This is a genomic window from uncultured Sphingomonas sp. (assembly GCF_964243315.1).
GTDB lineage: Bacteria > Pseudomonadota > Alphaproteobacteria > Sphingomonadales > Sphingomonadaceae > Sphingomonas.
Map to the genome: position 1 here is coordinate 78,023 of NZ_CAXTEM010000003.1, position 15,475 is coordinate 93,497.

General features: G+C 67.1%; 14 protein-coding genes. 9 read left to right on the forward strand and 5 right to left on the reverse strand.

The window, feature by feature from the left end; all coding sequences use genetic code 11:
* Positions 1 to 53: 53 nt before the first annotated feature.
* Positions 54 to 596, forward strand: a complete 543-nt coding sequence (msrA, locus tag ACFE77_RS01985; RefSeq protein WP_375419941.1) for a peptide-methionine (S)-S-oxide reductase MsrA — start codon at positions 54 to 56, stop codon at positions 594 to 596.
* Positions 597 to 642: 46 nt separating this feature from the next.
* On the opposite strand, the gene ACFE77_RS01990 is transcribed toward msrA, so the two are convergent.
* A complete protein-coding gene (locus ACFE77_RS01990; protein ID WP_375419942.1) occupies positions 643 to 981 on the reverse strand; it encodes a DUF6481 family protein in 339 nt (112 codons plus the stop codon).
* A gap of 239 nt (positions 982 to 1,220) precedes the next feature.
* Here ACFE77_RS01990 and ACFE77_RS01995 point away from each other — a divergent pair, with 239 nt between their 5' ends.
* The 4 genes from ACFE77_RS01995 (at position 1,221) to ACFE77_RS02010 (ending at position 6,909) form a co-directional block, all read left to right on the forward strand.
* Positions 1,221 to 3,551: a PAS domain-containing protein gene (locus ACFE77_RS01995; protein WP_375419943.1), complete on the forward strand. Its 2,331-nt coding sequence runs from the start codon at positions 1,221 to 1,223 to the stop codon at positions 3,549 to 3,551.
* Positions 3,552 to 3,724: 173 nt separating this feature from the next.
* Positions 3,725 to 5,320, forward strand: a complete 1,596-nt coding sequence (locus ACFE77_RS02000) for an isocitrate lyase (protein ID WP_375419944.1) — start codon at positions 3,725 to 3,727, stop codon at positions 5,318 to 5,320.
* 220 nt (positions 5,321 to 5,540) lie between these two features.
* Positions 5,541 to 5,879 (forward strand): hydroxyisourate hydrolase, encoded by a 339-nt coding sequence (gene uraH, locus ACFE77_RS02005; RefSeq protein ID WP_375419945.1) that lies wholly within the window; start codon positions 5,541 to 5,543, stop codon positions 5,877 to 5,879.
* A 34-nt stretch (positions 5,880 to 5,913) separates the two neighbouring features.
* The gene (locus ACFE77_RS02010; protein WP_375419946.1) at positions 5,914 to 6,909 is read left to right on the forward strand and encodes a bile acid:sodium symporter family protein; all 996 of its coding nucleotides are present in this window, start codon (positions 5,914 to 5,916) and stop codon (positions 6,907 to 6,909) included.
* Here the strand turns inward: ACFE77_RS02010 and ACFE77_RS02015 are convergent, their stop codons facing one another.
* The 4 genes from ACFE77_RS02015 to hppD form a co-directional block, all read right to left on the reverse strand.
* The gene (locus tag ACFE77_RS02015; RefSeq protein ID WP_375419947.1) at positions 6,910 to 7,266 is read right to left on the reverse strand and encodes a Rieske (2Fe-2S) protein; all 357 of its coding nucleotides are present in this window, start codon (positions 7,264 to 7,266) and stop codon (positions 6,910 to 6,912) included.
* The gene (gene maiA / locus ACFE77_RS02020; RefSeq protein WP_375419989.1) at positions 7,263 to 7,901 is read right to left on the reverse strand and encodes a maleylacetoacetate isomerase; all 639 of its coding nucleotides are present in this window, start codon (positions 7,899 to 7,901) and stop codon (positions 7,263 to 7,265) included. The genes ACFE77_RS02015 and maiA overlap by 4 nt, the downstream gene beginning before the upstream one ends.
* Positions 7,892 to 9,184: a homogentisate 1,2-dioxygenase gene (gene hmgA, locus ACFE77_RS02025; protein WP_375419948.1), complete on the reverse strand. Its 1,293-nt coding sequence runs from the start codon at positions 9,182 to 9,184 to the stop codon at positions 7,892 to 7,894. Before hmgA ends, maiA begins: the two co-directional genes overlap by 10 nt.
* Before the next feature lie 403 nt (positions 9,185 to 9,587).
* Positions 9,588 to 10,658 (reverse strand): 4-hydroxyphenylpyruvate dioxygenase, encoded by a 1,071-nt coding sequence (gene hppD / locus ACFE77_RS02030; protein WP_375419949.1) that lies wholly within the window; start codon positions 10,656 to 10,658, stop codon positions 9,588 to 9,590.
* A gap of 81 nt (positions 10,659 to 10,739) precedes the next feature.
* On the opposite strand from hppD, the gene ACFE77_RS02035 reads away from it, so the two are divergent.
* The 4 genes from ACFE77_RS02035 (at position 10,740) to ACFE77_RS02050 (ending at position 15,415) form a co-directional block, all read left to right on the forward strand.
* Positions 10,740 to 11,183 carry a MarR family winged helix-turn-helix transcriptional regulator gene (locus ACFE77_RS02035; protein ID WP_375419950.1) on the forward strand — a complete coding sequence of 148 codons (444 nt, stop codon included), beginning with the start codon at positions 10,740 to 10,742 and terminating at the stop codon, positions 11,181 to 11,183.
* 166 nt (positions 11,184 to 11,349) lie between these two features.
* The gene (locus tag ACFE77_RS02040; RefSeq protein WP_375419990.1) at positions 11,350 to 13,449 is read left to right on the forward strand and encodes a malate synthase G; all 2,100 of its coding nucleotides are present in this window, start codon (positions 11,350 to 11,352) and stop codon (positions 13,447 to 13,449) included.
* A 67-nt stretch (positions 13,450 to 13,516) separates the two neighbouring features.
* Complete coding sequence (locus ACFE77_RS02045; protein ID WP_375419951.1) at positions 13,517 to 14,380, forward strand: UDP-2,3-diacylglucosamine diphosphatase; 864 nt, start codon at positions 13,517 to 13,519, stop codon at positions 14,378 to 14,380.
* 12 nt (positions 14,381 to 14,392) lie between these two features.
* On the forward strand, positions 14,393 to 15,415 hold the full coding sequence (locus ACFE77_RS02050; RefSeq protein ID WP_375419952.1) for a glycosyltransferase family 4 protein: 1,023 nt from the start codon (positions 14,393 to 14,395) through the stop codon (positions 15,413 to 15,415).
* The last annotated feature ends 60 nt before the right edge of the window (positions 15,416 to 15,475 follow it).

Below are 15,475 nucleotides of genomic sequence, written 5' to 3' on the forward strand. Positions count from 1 at the left end.
CCAACTTTGCGCGGGCCCTAGCGGCTTCCTATCTTGGCGGAAAGGAGATCGTAATGACCGACTATGCCACGTTAGCGGGCGGCTGCTTCTGGTGCACCGAAGCTGTGTTCAAGGACGTGATCGGCGTCGAAAGCGTCGAGAGCGGCTATATCGGCGGCACCGTGCCCGATCCGACGTACAAGCAGGTCTGCGGCGGCGAAACTGGCCATGCCGAGGCGATTCGGATTGGCTACGATCCCGAACAGCTGAACTATGGCGACCTGCTCGACATCTTCTTCGCGACCCACGATCCGACGCAACTCAATCGGCAGGGTGGCGATATCGGCACGCAATACCGGTCGGCGATCTTCCCGGAGAATGCGGATCAGGAACGTCAGGCGCTCGCCGGAATACAGCGTGCCCAGGCCGATCAGAGCAAGCCGATCGTCACCACGGTCGAGCCGATGAGCACCTGGTATCCAGCAGAGATCTACCACCAGGATTATTGGGAGACCTCGGGCCGCGCCAATCCCTACTGCATGGCGGTGATCCCGCCGAAGCTGCAGAAGCTGCGCAAGTCGTTCGCGGCCCGGTCTAAGGCTGCGGTGTCGGCGTAGTAACCTTCATGGAGCGACGACGATGACTCGTCGTCGCTCTACTACGTTAGCGCGAGCGCGTGCGGTTCTTGCGAGCGGCGTATTTAGCGTCGCGGATCGCCTTGCGCTCGGCCTCCGTCAGCTCGGGTGCGGCTACCGGGACGGGCACCGCGGCCGCGGCCTCGGCCTTCTCGCGCTTGAGGCGCTTGGCTTCCTCTTCGGCGGCGCGCTTGGCGGCGCGCTTTTCGGCCTCGGCGGCCTCGCGCGCCTCACGCGCGGCGGCGCGGGCCGCGACGACTGACTCGTCGACCGGCGGTTTCGCCTTCAGCTGTTCGAGCGCCTTTTGCTTGGCAAGCGCGGACGCGCCCATCCGGTCGTTGTAATCGGGAAGCTTGAACCCCGCCATTCTCGTCGTCCTCTAGTCGTTCGTCGCGGCCCGCTACTCTGCGGGCGTTCGAACCAGCCCCTTAAACCTTTCTTGGCGGCACGATATCCCCCGCACGTGCTTTTCGCGTCTGCAATAGGTCAGAAGCGCTCGCCGAAGCGGCTTTCATTCATCGAACGACTGTCCTAAGCCGATACTCGGAACGCGGGGGCGCGCTACTTTTCTGGTAGGCGTTTCAATGGCGTAGGGGAGGGCTACGATTGACAAGCGTACCTGCCGGTCTTTGGGAGAGCATCGTCCAATCGGGGCGTGGCCCGATTTGCGCGTTCGACCGTGATTTTCGCCTGATCGGCTTCAACCAGGCGCACAGCGACGAATTCTTCCGCATCTACGCGTACCGCGTGCAGATCGGCGACGTTTTCCCCGACCTCTTCCTTCCCGAACAGGCACCGGTGATCCGCGGCTTTATGGCTCGTGCCCTCGCCGGCGAGGTCTTCAGCGTTGTCGAGGAGTTCGGCGATCCCGACATCGAGCGGCCCTATTGGGAGATCCATTACGCGCCGCTCCGCGACGCCGACGGCACCATCTTCGGCGCCTTCCACCACGCGCAGGATATCAGCGCGCGGCTGCAGGCCGAGGCAGCGCTTGCCGAGACCCGCAACGTCTTGCGCGTGTCGCAGCGGATGGAGGCGGTCGTCGCGCAGGCCGCGGCCGGTATCGCCAATCTCGATGCGCAGGGCCGCTTCACCTTCGTCAACGATCGCTATTGCGAGATGCTCGGCCGCGCGCGGGAGGAATTGCTGCGGCTGCGGATCCAGGATCTGACCAGCGCGATCGATCTGGACCGCGACGTCACCGACATCGCCGCGCTGGTCGACGGCGGCGCGCCGTTCGAGAGCGAACGCCGGTTCCGCCGTCCCGACGGCAGCGAGGTCTGGATCCGCAACGGCGTCTCCGCGATCCGCGGCGCCGACGGCCGGCTCGAATCCATCCTTGCGGTCGCGTTCGACGTGACCGAGCGCCGCCGGCTCGAAGACGAGCTGGCACATGCTCGCGATACGCTCGAAGCCGAGATCGCGACCCGCACCGCGGAGCTTCGCGCCAGTCAGGACCGGCTGCGCACGATCTTCGAGACCAGCTTCGGCTTCCAGGCGCTGATGGATGCGGACGGCGTGCTGCTCGATGCCAACGCCACCTCGCTCGCCACGATCGGCGCCGGGCTCGGCGACGTGGTCGGACGCCCCTTCTGGGACACGCCCTGGTTCGCCGCGACGCCCGGCATGGCGGAGGCGGTGCGCGCCGGCTTCGCGCGCGCGGCTAGCGGCGGGATCTTCCGCCAGTCGATTCATCTCGATCTCCCGGTCGGCGGATGGCGCTGGTATGATTTCGCGATGCGCCCGATCGCCGACCGTAGCGGCACCGTCGTCGCGATCGTTGCCGAAGCGATCGAGACCACCCGCCGCCGTGTCGCCGAGGAAGCGCTGCGCCAGTCGCAGAAACTTGAGGCGATGGGCCAGCTCACCGGCGGCGTCGCTCACGATTTCAACAATCTGCTTACCCCGATCATCGGCGCGCTGGACATGCTCCAGCGTCGCGGGGTCGGCGGCGACCGCGAACATCGGCTGATCGACGGCGCAATGCAGGCCGCGGATCGCGCCAAGACGCTGGTCCAGCGCCTGCTCGCCTTCGCCCGCCGTCAGCCGCTGCGCTCGACCCCGGTCGATCTGGCGGAGCTGGTCGGCAGCATGGCCGGCCTGATCTCGAGCACGCTCGGCCCCAAGATCATCGTCAAGGTCGAGGTGCCCGCCGATACGCCCGCCGCGCAGGCCGATCCCCACCAGCTTGAGATGGCGATCCTCAATCTCGGGGTGAACGCCGGCGATGCCATGCCCGATGGCGGCGTCCTGACGATCTCCGCGCATCTCGAAACCGTCGGCGTGCGACACCGCCTGGATCTCGCACCGGGCGTCTATCTGCGACTGCGGGTCGCGGATACCGGCGTCGGCATGGCCGACGAGGTACGGACGCGTGCCGTCGAGCCCTTCTATTCGACGAAGGGCATCGGCAAGGGCACCGGGCTGGGGCTGTCGATGGTCCACGGGCTTGTCGCGCAGCTCGGCGGCGCGATGGCGATCGACTCGGCGCCCGGCGAAGGCGCGCGCGTCGATCTCTGGCTGCCCGCCAGCGCCCAGCCCGCACCACGCAGCGCGCGCCCCGCCGAGATCCTGCCGCTGATCCGCGCCCGCGGCATTGCGCTGCTGGTCGATGACGAGGAACTGGTGCGCACCAGCACCGCCGACATGCTCGTCCAGCTGGGCTATGACGTGATCGAGTCGCCGTCGGCGGAGGACGCCTTGGCGATCATCCAGAGCGGCAGGCGGATCGACCTGCTCGTCACCGATCACCTAATGGCAGGCATCTCGGGCGCCGAACTCGCGCGCATCCTCCGCGATCTCCGACCGGACCTGCCGATCCTGATCGTGTCGGGCTATGCCGAAGTCGCGGAAATGGCGCCGGACGTCCCGCGCCTCGCTAAACCGTTCCGCCAGGCTGACCTGGCTGCAAGCGTGGCGGCCCTCGCGCTGGCCTGAGGTGTCGGAGGACGAGCCTCCCAGACCGACGAACCTGTAAAGAACTTACAGCGCGACTAAGTCCGCGCCTCCGTTCTGGTCATCAGCACGCGATCACCGACGGAAATCCGGCATCGAGCGCCCGAGCATCATGTACGTACCTTTGCAACATCGACTCGCAAGGGGCTTCAACCATGACCTACCAGGACAGCATCGCGCAGACCGGCCAACTTATCCGCAGCTACAAGGGCAGCTGGGACGGCATCGATGCAGAGGCCGTGGCGCGGATGAAGCTCCAGAACCGGTTCCAGACGGGCATCGAGATCGCGCGCTACACCGCCGCGATCATGCGCCGCGACATGGCCGCCTATGACGCCGATCCCGCCGCCTACACCCAATCGCTCGGCTGCTGGCACGGTTTCATCGGCCAGCAGAAGATGATCAGCATCAAGAAGCATTTCGGCTCGACCGAGCGCCGCTATCTCTATCTCTCGGGATGGATGGTCGCCGCGCTGCGCAGCGAATTCGGCCCGCTGCCCGATCAGTCGATGCACGAGAAGACCAGCGTCCCCGCGCTGATCGAGGAACTCTACACCTTCCTGCGCCAGGCCGATGCCCGCGAACTCGGCATGATGTTCCGCGACATCGACGCCGCGCGTGCGGCGGGCAACGAGATCGAGGAGAAGCGCCTGCTCAACGCGGTCGAGAACTACCAGACCCATGTCGTGCCGATCATCGCCGACATCGACGCGGGCTTCGGCAACGCCGAGGCGACCTATTTGCTCGCCAAGAAGATGATCGAGGCGGGCGCCTGCGCGCTCCAGATCGAAAACCAAGTCAGCGACGAAAAGCAGTGCGGCCACCAGGACGGCAAGGTCACCGTGCCGCACGAGGACTTCCTCGCGAAGGTCCGCGCCTGCCGCTACGCCTTCCTCGAACTCGGCGTCGACGACGGCATCATCGTCACCCGCACCGACTCGCTCGGCGCCGGCCTCACCAAGCAGATCGCGGTCAGCAAGGAGCCGGGCGACCTCGGCGACCAGTATAACGGCTATCTCGATTGCGAGGAGATCGACCCGACCACCGCGCGCAACGGCGACGTCATCCTCAACCGCGACGGCAAGCTGATGCGCCCGAAGCGGCTGCCCTCGAACCTCTTCCAGTTCCGCGAGGGCACCGGCGCCGATCGCTGCGTGATGGACTGCATCGCGTCGTTGCAACATGGCGCGGATTTGCTCTGGATCGAGACCGAGAAGCCGCACATCGAGCAGATCGCATCGATGGTCGACCGCATCCGGCAGGTCGTGCCCAACGCCAAGCTGGTCTACAACAATTCGCCCAGCTTCAACTGGACGCTGAACTTCCGCCAGCAGGTCTACGACGCCTGGATGGAGGCAGGGCGCGACGTGTCGGCGTACGATCGCGCGAAGCTGATGTCGGTGCAATATGACGCCACCGATCTCGGCGCCGAGGCCGACGAGCGTATCCGCACCTTCCAGAAGGACGCGGCGGCGCGGGCGGGCATCTTCCACCACCTCATCACCCTGCCGACCTACCACACCGCGGCGCTCAGCACCGACAATCTCGCCAAGGAGTATTTCGGCGAGGCTGGGATGCTCGGCTATGTGAAGGGCGTCCAGCGCAAGGAGATTCGCGAGGGGATCGCCTGCGTCAAGCACCAGAACATGTCCGGCAGTGACCTCGGCGACGACCACAAGGAATATTTCGCGGGAGAAGCCGCGCTGAAGGCCGGCGGCGCGCACAACACGATGAACCAGTTCGCGGCGTGATGAGCGGGAGCGGCCGCAAGATTGTGTCCCCGCGAAAGCGCGGACCCAGTACTGCTTCCCGCCTTCGCGGGAGCACAACTAGCGCCGATCCACTTGAGCAGCGTCAAACGCTTCCCGCTTGTATCCCGCCGCGCGCTCCGCGAATGACGGCCTGACCAGCCGCTGACGAGGACGCCACCCTGACCGACCATCCGGCCGCCGCTCACACCGTCGTTATCGCGTGACCGGCCTAACCTCCCATGTGCTCGACACGATGCACGGCTGCCCCGCTGTGGGCATGGCGGTGCGGCTGTTCGTCGACGGCGACCTGCTGTCCGCCTGTGTCACCGACGCGGACGGGCGCTGCGAGGCGCTGTTGCTCGACGCACCGCTGCGTCCCGGCCGCTACCGACTCGAGTTCGGCGTCGGCGCCTATTTCGCAGCGAAGGGGCTCGCGCCCGCCGATCCGCCGTTCCTCGACGTCGTGCCCGTCGAGTTCGGCGTCGCGAACGAGGAGGCGCACCACCACGTGCCGCTGTTCGTCTCGCCCTACGCCTATTCTACCTTCCGGAGCAGCTGATGCGTCGCGGCGGTGGCAACGATAGGGCCGCCGCATGATCCGCCGCATCCTCGCGCTCGTCGAACCCTTCATCCTGCTGTTGCTCGGCACCGTGTTGCTGGCGACGCTGCTGCCGCCGCGCGGCGTCTGGGCGACGGTCGCGAGCGTCGCCGCGGATGTCGGTATCGTCCTGCTGTTCTTCCTCCACGGTGCGAAGCTGTCGCGCGAGGCGATCGTCGACGGCGCGCGCAACTGGCGGCTCCACCTCGCGGTACTCGGCACCACCTTCCTGATCTTTCCGTTGCTCGGCCTAGCGTTCGGCAATTTCGCCGCGCTGCCGCCTCTCGTGCTGCAGGGATTACTGTTCCTGACGCTGCTCCCCTCCACGGTGCAATCGTCGATCGCCTTCACCGCGATCGCGCGCGGCAACGTCGCCGCGGCGGTGTGCAGTGCGTCCTTCTCCAACCTGATCGGCATCGCGCTGACGCCGGCGCTGGTGGCGTTGACGATCGGCGGCGTCGGCGGGGAGGGCGCGGGGGTGTCGATCGCCGCGGTGGAGGCGATCGTGCTCCAGTTGCTCGTGCCGTTCATCGTCGGGCATCTGCTGCGACCATGGATCGGCGAGTTGGTCACGCGGCACAAGGCGGTGCTGAGCGTCGTCGATCGCGGCTCGATCCTGCTCGTCGTCTACGCCGCATTCGGTGCCGCGGTGGTCGAGGGGCTGTGGCACCGTGTGTCCGCCGCGGACCTGGCGTTGATCGCGCTGCTCTGCACATTGCTGCTTGGAATCGTCATGCTCTTCACCACGCTGCTGGCGCGGCTGATGAAGCTGGAGCGCGGCGACGCGATCGTGCTGCTGTTCTGCGGGTCGAAGAAGAGCCTCGCTTCCGGCGTGCCGATGGCCGGCGTGTTGTTTCCCGCCGCGCAGGTCGGGGTCGTGCTGCTGCCGGTGATGCTGTTCCACCAGATCCAGCTGATCGCCTGCGCCTTTATCGCGCGCCGCTATGCCGACGCCTTGGCGGACACCGGCGACGCCGACATCGCGGTTTGATCAGGCGGTGACGATCGCGCCGTCGACGACCGCGACGGGCCAAGGCGTCAGCCGCGCACCGACGCACGGCCCGCCGACGCAGCGACCGTCGTCGATCTCGAACAGCGCGCCGTGCCAACTGCACGCGATCAGCGCGCCGTCGGGCGCAAGATACTGATCGAGCGTCTGCGCCAGCGGCACGCCCATATGCGGGCACCGATCGACATAGCCCGTCACCGTGTCGCCGCGCCGGACCACGAAGCCGTGGAACCGCCCCGCCTTCATCTGCAACACGAAGTTGCGCGCCGCGCCGTCCGCCACCGCCTCCAACCGCGCCAGCGTCACGCCCGCGGGGGTCGCAAGCAACCGCTCGGTCACGGCGCGTCCGGCTGGCGATCGGGATGCGCAGCGGCGAAGGCGTCGAGCGCCCGCGCGCGGTCCGCCGCCGCCATCAACGCCGGATAAGGCGCGAGATCCACCGCGAACCGCTCCGCCGAATAGACTTGCGGCACCAGCACGCAATCCGCGAGCCCCGGCGCATCTCCGAACGCGAAGCCGCGGCCGTGCCGCGTGATCAGCACGTCCAGCGCCGCGAAGCCGTCACCGATCCACCGCGCGATCCACGCCGTTACCGCGGCATCGTCCGCGCCCAGGTCCCGGCGCAGCATCGTCTGCACCCGCAAATTGTTGAGCGGATGGATGTCACACGCGACGATCCCCATCATCGCCCGCACCGCGGCGCGATCGTCCGTGCCCGCGGGCAGCAGCGCGGGGTCGGGAAACCGCTCCTCGATCCATTCGAGGATCGCCGGGCTCTGCACGATCACGCTGTCGCCGGTCTCGAGCGCGGGAACCAACCCCTGCGGATTGAGCGCGCGATACGCGTCTGCGCCCTGTTCGCCAGTGCGCAGATCGTGCGTCACCTGCTCGTACGCGACACCCTTCAACGCTAGCGCGATCCGCACGCGATAGGCCGCGCTCGACCGCCAATAGCCGTGCAGCTTCACGCCGATCCTTCGCGGGGCAGCTGCGCCTTCGGGAAGTCGCTCCACACCGCATCGTAATCGAGCTGCGCATGGTCGAGCGCATAGGTCGTCGGCTTGTACGGCCAGCAGCTCTCCAGCATGAACGCCATCGTGCCCTCGATCTTGTGCGGCTTCAGGTCCGCCGCCGACGCGCCCTGCCAACTCGCCAAATCGGGGCCGTGGCCCGCCATCAGATTGTGCAGCGAAACCCCGCCCGGCGCGAACCCCTCCGCCTTGGCGTCGTACGCCCCCATGATCAGCCCCATCGCCTCCGACATCACGTTGCGGTGGAACCAGGGCGGCCGGAACGTCCCCTCCGCGACCATCCAGCGTGGCGGGAAGATCACGAAATCGGCATTGGCGCGGCCGGGCACGTCGCTGGGCGAGGTCAGCAGCGTGAAGATCGACGGATCGGGATGATCGAAGCTGACCGTGTTGATCGTGTTGAAGCGTGACAGGTCGTAGCGCCACGGCGCGAGGTTGCCGTGCCACGCGACGACGTCGAGCGGCGAGTGATCGAGCGTCGTCGTCCACAGCGATCCCATGAACTTCTGCACCACCTCGGTTGCGTCGTCGCGGTCCTCGAACCACGCCACCGGCGTCTCGAAATCACGCGGATTGGCAAGGCCGTTGGCGCCGATCGGGCCGAGATCGGGCAACCGGAACAAGCTCCCGTGATTCTCCGCGACATAGCCGCTCGCGCTGCCGTCGGGCAGGGTCGCGCGGAACCGGACGCCGCGCGGGATCAGCGCGATCTGCCCGGGTGCGACCTCGATCCGGCCGAGCTCGGTGAACAGCGTCAGCCGGCCATGCTGCGGGATGAACAGCAACTCGCCATCGGCATTGGTGAACACCCGATCGGTCATATCGCGATTGGCTGCGTAGACGTGGAGCGCCACGCCCTCGAGATCCGCCGGGTCGCGGTTGGCAAGCATCGTCGTCATGCCGTCGATCAGGTCGGTCGGCGCGTCGGGGATTGGCGCCGGGTCCCAGCGCAGCCGGTTCGGCGCGAGCGGCGCGTCGGTGGTGCCGGGCGCCAGCCGCGGCGCGCCTTCGTAGCGCCGATACGGCGGATGCTCGGCTGTCGGGCGCATGCGGTACAGCCAGCTCCGCCGGTTCTCGTGCCGCGGCGCGGTGAAGGCGGTGCCCGACAACTGCTCGGCATACAGCCCAAATGCTGGCCGCTGCGGCGAATTCCGCCCGATCGGCAGCGCGCCGGGGATCGCCTCCGTGGACACGTGATTGCCAAAGCCTGGGATATAGTCGCTCATGTCATCCTCTCCCGTCGGGGGCTGGTCGGTCACGCGAAGGCGCAAAGGCCCGAAGAAGTCGTGCATCGGGTAATCGATGTCTCTGTCCCGCGAATGTTGATGCACCACCCCATATTAGACCACCCCGGCGAAAGCCGGGGCCCAGTTGGGAGACGATTGTAACAGCGTATCGCACCTCACCACATCCGCCTTCCTACCTGGGCCCCGGCCTCCGCCGGGGTGCTAAGAGGGGTAAGCCACCTCCCCCTTCTTGTGCGCCCGCCTTCGCGTGAACCCCGCATCGACCGACCACCCGCCGGCCCGTCGGACCCGGCAAAGCCGGCCCCTATGGACCGGCTCCGCCGCGCCGCCCGGTCGACGGCGGCGCCTGCGCGCCGCAGCTCGGGCGATCCTCGCCCATCGATCAGGCGTCGACCGAAATCACCCCGCGCCGGATCTGATCCAACTCGATCGACTCGTACAACGCCTGAAAATTGCCGTTGCCGAACCCTTCGTTTCCCTTGCGCTGGATGATCTCGAAGAAGATCGGCCCCACCATCGCCTCGGTGAAGATCTGCAGCAACAGCCCCTCGTTCTCGACGTCGCCATCGATCAGGATGCGGTTGCGGCGCAGCCGTTCCAGATCCTCGCCGTGCCCCGGCACGCGCTTGTCGACCAGCTCGTAATAGGTCTCGATCGTGTCCTGCAAACGCACCCCGCGCGACCGCAGCTTTTCCACGGTGGCGTAGATGTCGTCGGTGGTCAGCGCGAGATGCTGGATGCCTTCGCCCTTATAGTCGCGAATGAATTCCTCGATCTGGCTATGCTCGTCCTGGCTTTCGTTCAGCGGGATGCGGATCGCCTTGTCGGGCGCGATCATCGCCTGGCTGAACAGCCCTGTCGCCTTGCCCTTGATGTCGAAATACTTCTGCTCCTCGAAGCCGAAGATCCGCCCGTAGAAGGACGACCAGGTCCGCATCTCGCCGCGACGGACATTGTGGGTGAGGTGGTCGAGCAGGTCCAGCCCGACATTGTTCTCGGCCTCCGCCTCGGCGGCACCGGGCACAGCGTCCCAATCGTCGTACAGGCTGCCGTTCGCGCCGTGGCGGTCGACCAGGTACAGCAGCGATCCGCCGATCCCCTCCAGCACCCACGATCCCTCGCCCAGCGCGCCCTGCGACGCGTCCGCGGCCTTCGCCCCGCGCTCGATCGCTGCGGCATGCGCCTGTTCGGCATTGGCGACGCGGAACGCCATGCCGTTCGCCGAAGGGCCATGTGCCGCGGCGAACGCGGTCGCCTGTCCGCCGCTCTCGCGGTTAAGCAGCAGGTTGATGCGCCCCTGCTTGTACCGCGTCACCGCCTTGGTGGGATGGGTCGACGCCGGCACGAACCCCAGCATCTCGAACTGCCGCGCGAGCGCATCCGGATCGGGCGAGGTGAATTCGGCGAATTCGAAGCCGTCGAGCCCCATCGGATTGACGTCGAAATGATCCATCGTCGCGAGTCCTTAACTGGTATCTTGTGTTACCAATTCGTGGGCGTTTGCCAAACCGATGTCAACTGTTACGGTTCCGCCATGAAGCGGCTCGTCCTCGAGAATTTCATCCCATACCGGCTGTCGCTGACCTCGAATCTCGTCAGCGACACGATCGCGCGGACCTATGAAGCGCTATACGGGCTGAGCATCCCGCAATGGAGGCTGATCGCAGTCACCGCAGAAAAGTCGGGCGTGACGCAGCAGGCGATCGGGTTGCAGATTCGGATGGACAAGGTCACGGTCAGCCGCGCCGCGATCGCGCTCGTCGAGCGCGGGCTGCTGCGCCGCATCGCCAATGCCGAGGATCGCCGGTCCCACCTGCTCGAACTCACCGACGCCGGTCGCGATCTCTATGCAGTGGTCGCGCCCAAGGCCCTGGAACTCGAACGCCGGATCTTCTCGCAATTCGACCGCGACGAGGTGGCGACCTTCACCGCAATGCTCCAGCGCATCGAAACGATCGCACTGTCGCTGGAGGACTGAGTCAGCGGGTGCGCTAAACCTGCCCACGTAACCCACCATTGCCTGTGTCGATATACGCCCCCTTGCGCTCGCCGCCGTTTCCGGGGCAAGCGCAGGGTTCCTTCCCCAGGGCAGAGCGAACCGCGCCGCGGTGGTCGAAGGAGTATGCGCAATGAACGTCGTAGCCATGGTCGACCGGTCGGGTCTCCACGTCGCGGATTCGCTGGCGCGCTTCATCGACGATGCCGCGCTGCCCGGCACTGGTATCTCGCCCGACGCGTTCTGGGCGGGTGCCGCCGCGATCTTCACGCGCTTCGCCCCCGAAAACGCCGCGCTGCTCCGCACCCGCGACCGGATGCAGGGCGAGATCGACGCCTGGCACCGTGCCAATGCCGACCGGCCGGTCGATCGGCGCGCTTATCAGGCCTTCCTGCGCGACATCGGCTACCTCGTCCCCGAACCCGCGCCGTTCATGATCGCCACCACCAGCGTCGACGATGAGATCGCGACGCTCGCGGGTCCGCAAGTCGTCGTTCCGGTGCTCAACGCGCGCTTCGTGCTCAACGCCGCCAATGCGCGCTGGGGCAGCCTCTACGACGCGCTCTACGGCACCGATGCGATTCCGGGCACCGCGGCGGGCAAGGGCTACGACCCGGTTCGCGGTGCGCAGGTGATCGCCTGGGCAAAAGCGTTCCTCGACGACGCGGTGCCGCTCGCGTCGGGGTCATGGAGCGATTGGGCGGGCGGCGATCCCGCGCTCGCCGACCCGGCACAACTGGTCGGACACGCCGGCGCCAACCTGCTGCTCCGCCACAATGGCCTCCATATCGAATTGGTGATCGACCCCGCGCACCCGATCGGTCGCGGCGATCCCGCGGGGCTTGCGGACGTGGTGCTCGAATCCGCGCTCACCGCGATCGTCGACCTCGAGGATTCGATCGCCGCGGTCGATGCCGAGGACAAGGTGGCGGCCTATGCCAATTGGCTCGGGCTGATGAAGGGCGACCTGGCGGCGAGTTTCGACAAGAACGGGCGCACCCAGACGCGCACGCTGGAGCCCGACCGCCGCTACACTGCGATCGACGGCAGCGAGCTCGTGCTGCCCGGCCGCAGCCTGCTGTTCGTGCGCAACGTCGGTCACCTGATGACCACACCCGCGGTCCGCCTCGCCGACGGCAGCGGGGCGCCCGAAGGCATTCTCGACGCGATCGTCACCAGCCTGATCGCGGTCCACGATCTCCGAGGCGGCACCAACAGCCGCACCGGATCGGTCTATATCGTCAAACCCAAGATGCACGGCCCCGAAGAAGCCGCCTTCACCGATCGCCTGTTCGACGCGGTCGAGGACCTGCTCGGCCTCGCGCGGCACACCGTGAAGGTCGGGGTGATGGACGAGGAGCGCCGCACCTCCGCCAATCTCGCCGCGTGCATCCATGCGGTGAAGGACCGCATCGTCTTCATCAACACTGGCTTCCTCGATCGCACCGGCGACGAGATGCACACGTCGATGCTGGCCGGCGCGATGATCCCGAAGGGCGAGATGAAGAACGCATCCTGGATCAAGGCGTATGAGGATCGCAACGTCCAGATCGGGCTCGCCTGCGGGCTGTCGGGCCGTGCGCAGATCGGCAAGGGGATGTGGGCGGCGCCCGATCGGATGGCCGACATGCTCGACCAGAAGACCGCCCACCCGCTGACCGGCGCCAATACCGCCTGGGTCCCTAGCCCGACTGCGGCGACGCTCCATGCGACGCACTATCACCGCGTCGACGTCTTCGCCCGCCGCCGGGAACGCGCCGCGGAGTCGATCGCGTCGCTCGACGCGCTGCTCGACATCCCCGTCGCATCCGGCCGAAACTGGGCGCCAGAGGAAGTACGCGAGGAACTCGACAACAATGCGCAGGGCATCCTCGGCTATGTGGTCCGCTGGATCGACCAGGGCATCGGCTGTTCCAAGGTCCCCGACATCCACGACATCGGCCTGATGGAAGACCGCGCGACGCTCCGCATCAGTTCGCAGCACATGGCCAACTGGCTGCGCCACGGCGTCGCGACGCCCGAAGATGCCGACGCCGCGCTGGTCCGAATGGCTGCGAAGGTCGACGCGCAGAATGCGGGCGACCCGCTGTACGAAGACATGGCGGGCAACGAAGCCACCAGCCTCGCCTTCCAGGCGGCCCGCGCGCTGGTGTTCGAGGGGCTGCAACAACCCAACGGCTACACCGAACCGCTCCTCCACCGCTTCCGCGCGATGAAGAAGGCGATGGCGGCCGACTCGAAACTGTAACCGCCACGAGATGTGGGTGACTTAATCGGCGGGCATAAGCTGGAGGCGACAGCTCCGGGGGGAACCCATGCCGCCATTCGACAACGTCACCGACATCGCGGATTTCGTCCATTCGACACCCGCGATCCCCGAACGGATCGTCGAGCGGCGGCAGTACCGGACGATCTGGATCAGCGACGTCCATCTCGGCACCCGCGGCTGCAACGCGGATCTGCTGATCGACTTCCTCGACCATGTCGACAGCGAGCAGCTCTATCTGGTCGGCGACATGATCGACGGCTGGCGCCTGAAGAAACGCTTCTACTGGCCCGCCGCGCACAACGACGTGGTCTGGCGATTGCTGAAGCGCGCGCGCCGCGGCACCCGCGTGATCTACATCCCCGGCAATCACGACGAGGTGTTCCGCCAGTTCACCGGGCTCGACTTCGGCGGCATCCAGATCATGCGGAAAGCGATCCACGAGACCGCCGACGGCCGCCGCCTGCTGGTGCTGCACGGCGACGAGTTCGACGCGATCACTTTGGCGCACCGCTGGCTCGCGCACCTCGGCGACGGTGCCTACACCGCGCTGATGGTGGTCAACCGCTGGGTCAACGCCGCCCGCCGCCGGCTCGGCATGCCCTATTGGTCGCTGTCGAAGCACGCCAAGGCCAAGGTCAAGAACGCGGTCGCGTTCATCTCGCATTTCGAGGAGGTCGTCGCCCACGCCGCCGGGGTGCGCGGGGTCGACGGCGTGGTCTGCGGTCACATCCACACCGCCGAGATCCGCGAGATCGCGGGCGTCGCCTATTACAACGACGGCGACTGGGTCGAAGGCTGCACCGCGCTCGTCGAGCATCACGACGGTCGGATCGAGCTGCTTCACTGGGCCGACGAGATCGCCCGCCGGCCCATCGCCTCCACCGCCACGATCGTCCCGCTCGCCGCCTGAGGAGAATAGCCGATGCGTATCGCCATCGTCACCGACGCCTGGACGCCGCAGATCAACGGCGTCGTCCGCACACTTCAGGCGGTCACCCGCGAACTCGAAGCGATCGGGCACGAGGTGCTGGTGATCGCGCCCGACCGGTTCGTGTCGGTGCCATGCCCGACCTATCCCGAGATCCGCCTGGCGCTGGCCAGCACCGCAGCGGTCGCGCGACTGATCGACGATTTCGGGCCCGATGCGATCCACCTCGCGACGGAGGGTCCGGTATGCCTCGCCGCGCGCAAGCATTGCCTGGTGCGCGGGCTACCCTTCACCACCGCCTATCACACCCAGTTCCCCGATTACGTCGCCGCGCGCACCGGCGCCAATCCCGACTGGATCTGGCGCTACATTCGCTGGTTCCACGCGCCTGCGCAGGCGATCCTCGCGGCGACGCCGTCGATCGCGCGGACGTTGAACCAGCATGGCCTGGCCCAGGTGCGGGCGTGGGGACGCGGCGTCGATTTCTCGCTCTTCGGCATGGCCGGCGCGCGCGATCCGGACATCGCCACGCTGCCGGAGCCGGTGCAGCTCTATGTCGGGCGCATCGCGGTCGAGAAGAACCTCGAGGCCTTCCTATCGTCCGCACACCCCGGATCGAAGGTCGTGATCGGTGAAGGACCGGCCCGGGCCGCGCTCGAACGCCGCTTCCCCGACGCGCATTTCCTCGGCGTTCGGTCGGGCACCGCGCTCGCCGCAGCGTATCGCGCCGCCGACGTGCTGGTCTTCCCGAGCCGCACCGACACGTTCGGCCTGGTGATGATCGAGGCGCTCGCCTGCGGCACGCCGGTCGCCGCCTATCCGGTGACCGGCCCGGTCGACGTCCTCGACGAGCGCGTCGGGGCGATGCACGCCGACCTCGACGTCGCAATCGCCCAGGCGTTGACCCGTGAGCGCGTCGCCTGCGCCGCCTATGCGGGGCGGTTCAGCTGGCCCGCCAGCGCGCGGCAGTTCCTCGCCGCGCTGGTGCCGATCGCGGGATATTCGCTCGCGGCCTGAACGCGGGCACATTCTTGCGACAATTGCGGGTTAGGCGCTTCGCTCACGATTGTTGGGTGA

What these genes read in the sequence shown, in the direction of transcription:
- msrA (WP_375419941.1), top strand. Translation starts at nt 54, where the DNA reads ATGACCGACTATGCCACGTTAGCGGGCGGCTGCTTCTGGTGCACCGAA.
- ACFE77_RS01990 (WP_375419942.1), bottom strand. Translation starts at nt 981, where the DNA reads ATGGCGGGGTTCAAGCTTCCCGATTACAACGACCGGATGGGCGCGTCC.
- ACFE77_RS02000 (WP_375419944.1), top strand. Translation starts at nt 3,725, where the DNA reads ATGACCTACCAGGACAGCATCGCGCAGACCGGCCAACTTATCCGCAGC.
- ACFE77_RS02010 (WP_375419946.1), top strand. Translation starts at nt 5,914, where the DNA reads ATGATCCGCCGCATCCTCGCGCTCGTCGAACCCTTCATCCTGCTGTTG.
- hmgA (WP_375419948.1), bottom strand. Translation starts at nt 9,184, where the DNA reads ATGAGCGACTATATCCCAGGCTTTGGCAATCACGTGTCCACGGAGGCG.
- hppD (WP_375419949.1), bottom strand. Translation starts at nt 10,658, where the DNA reads ATGGATCATTTCGACGTCAATCCGATGGGGCTCGACGGCTTCGAATTC.
- ACFE77_RS02035 (WP_375419950.1), top strand. Translation starts at nt 10,740, where the DNA reads ATGAAGCGGCTCGTCCTCGAGAATTTCATCCCATACCGGCTGTCGCTG.
- ACFE77_RS02040 (WP_375419990.1), top strand. Translation starts at nt 11,350, where the DNA reads ATGGTCGACCGGTCGGGTCTCCACGTCGCGGATTCGCTGGCGCGCTTC.
- ACFE77_RS02045 (WP_375419951.1), top strand. Translation starts at nt 13,517, where the DNA reads ATGCCGCCATTCGACAACGTCACCGACATCGCGGATTTCGTCCATTCG.
- ACFE77_RS02050 (WP_375419952.1), top strand. Translation starts at nt 14,393, where the DNA reads ATGCGTATCGCCATCGTCACCGACGCCTGGACGCCGCAGATCAACGGC.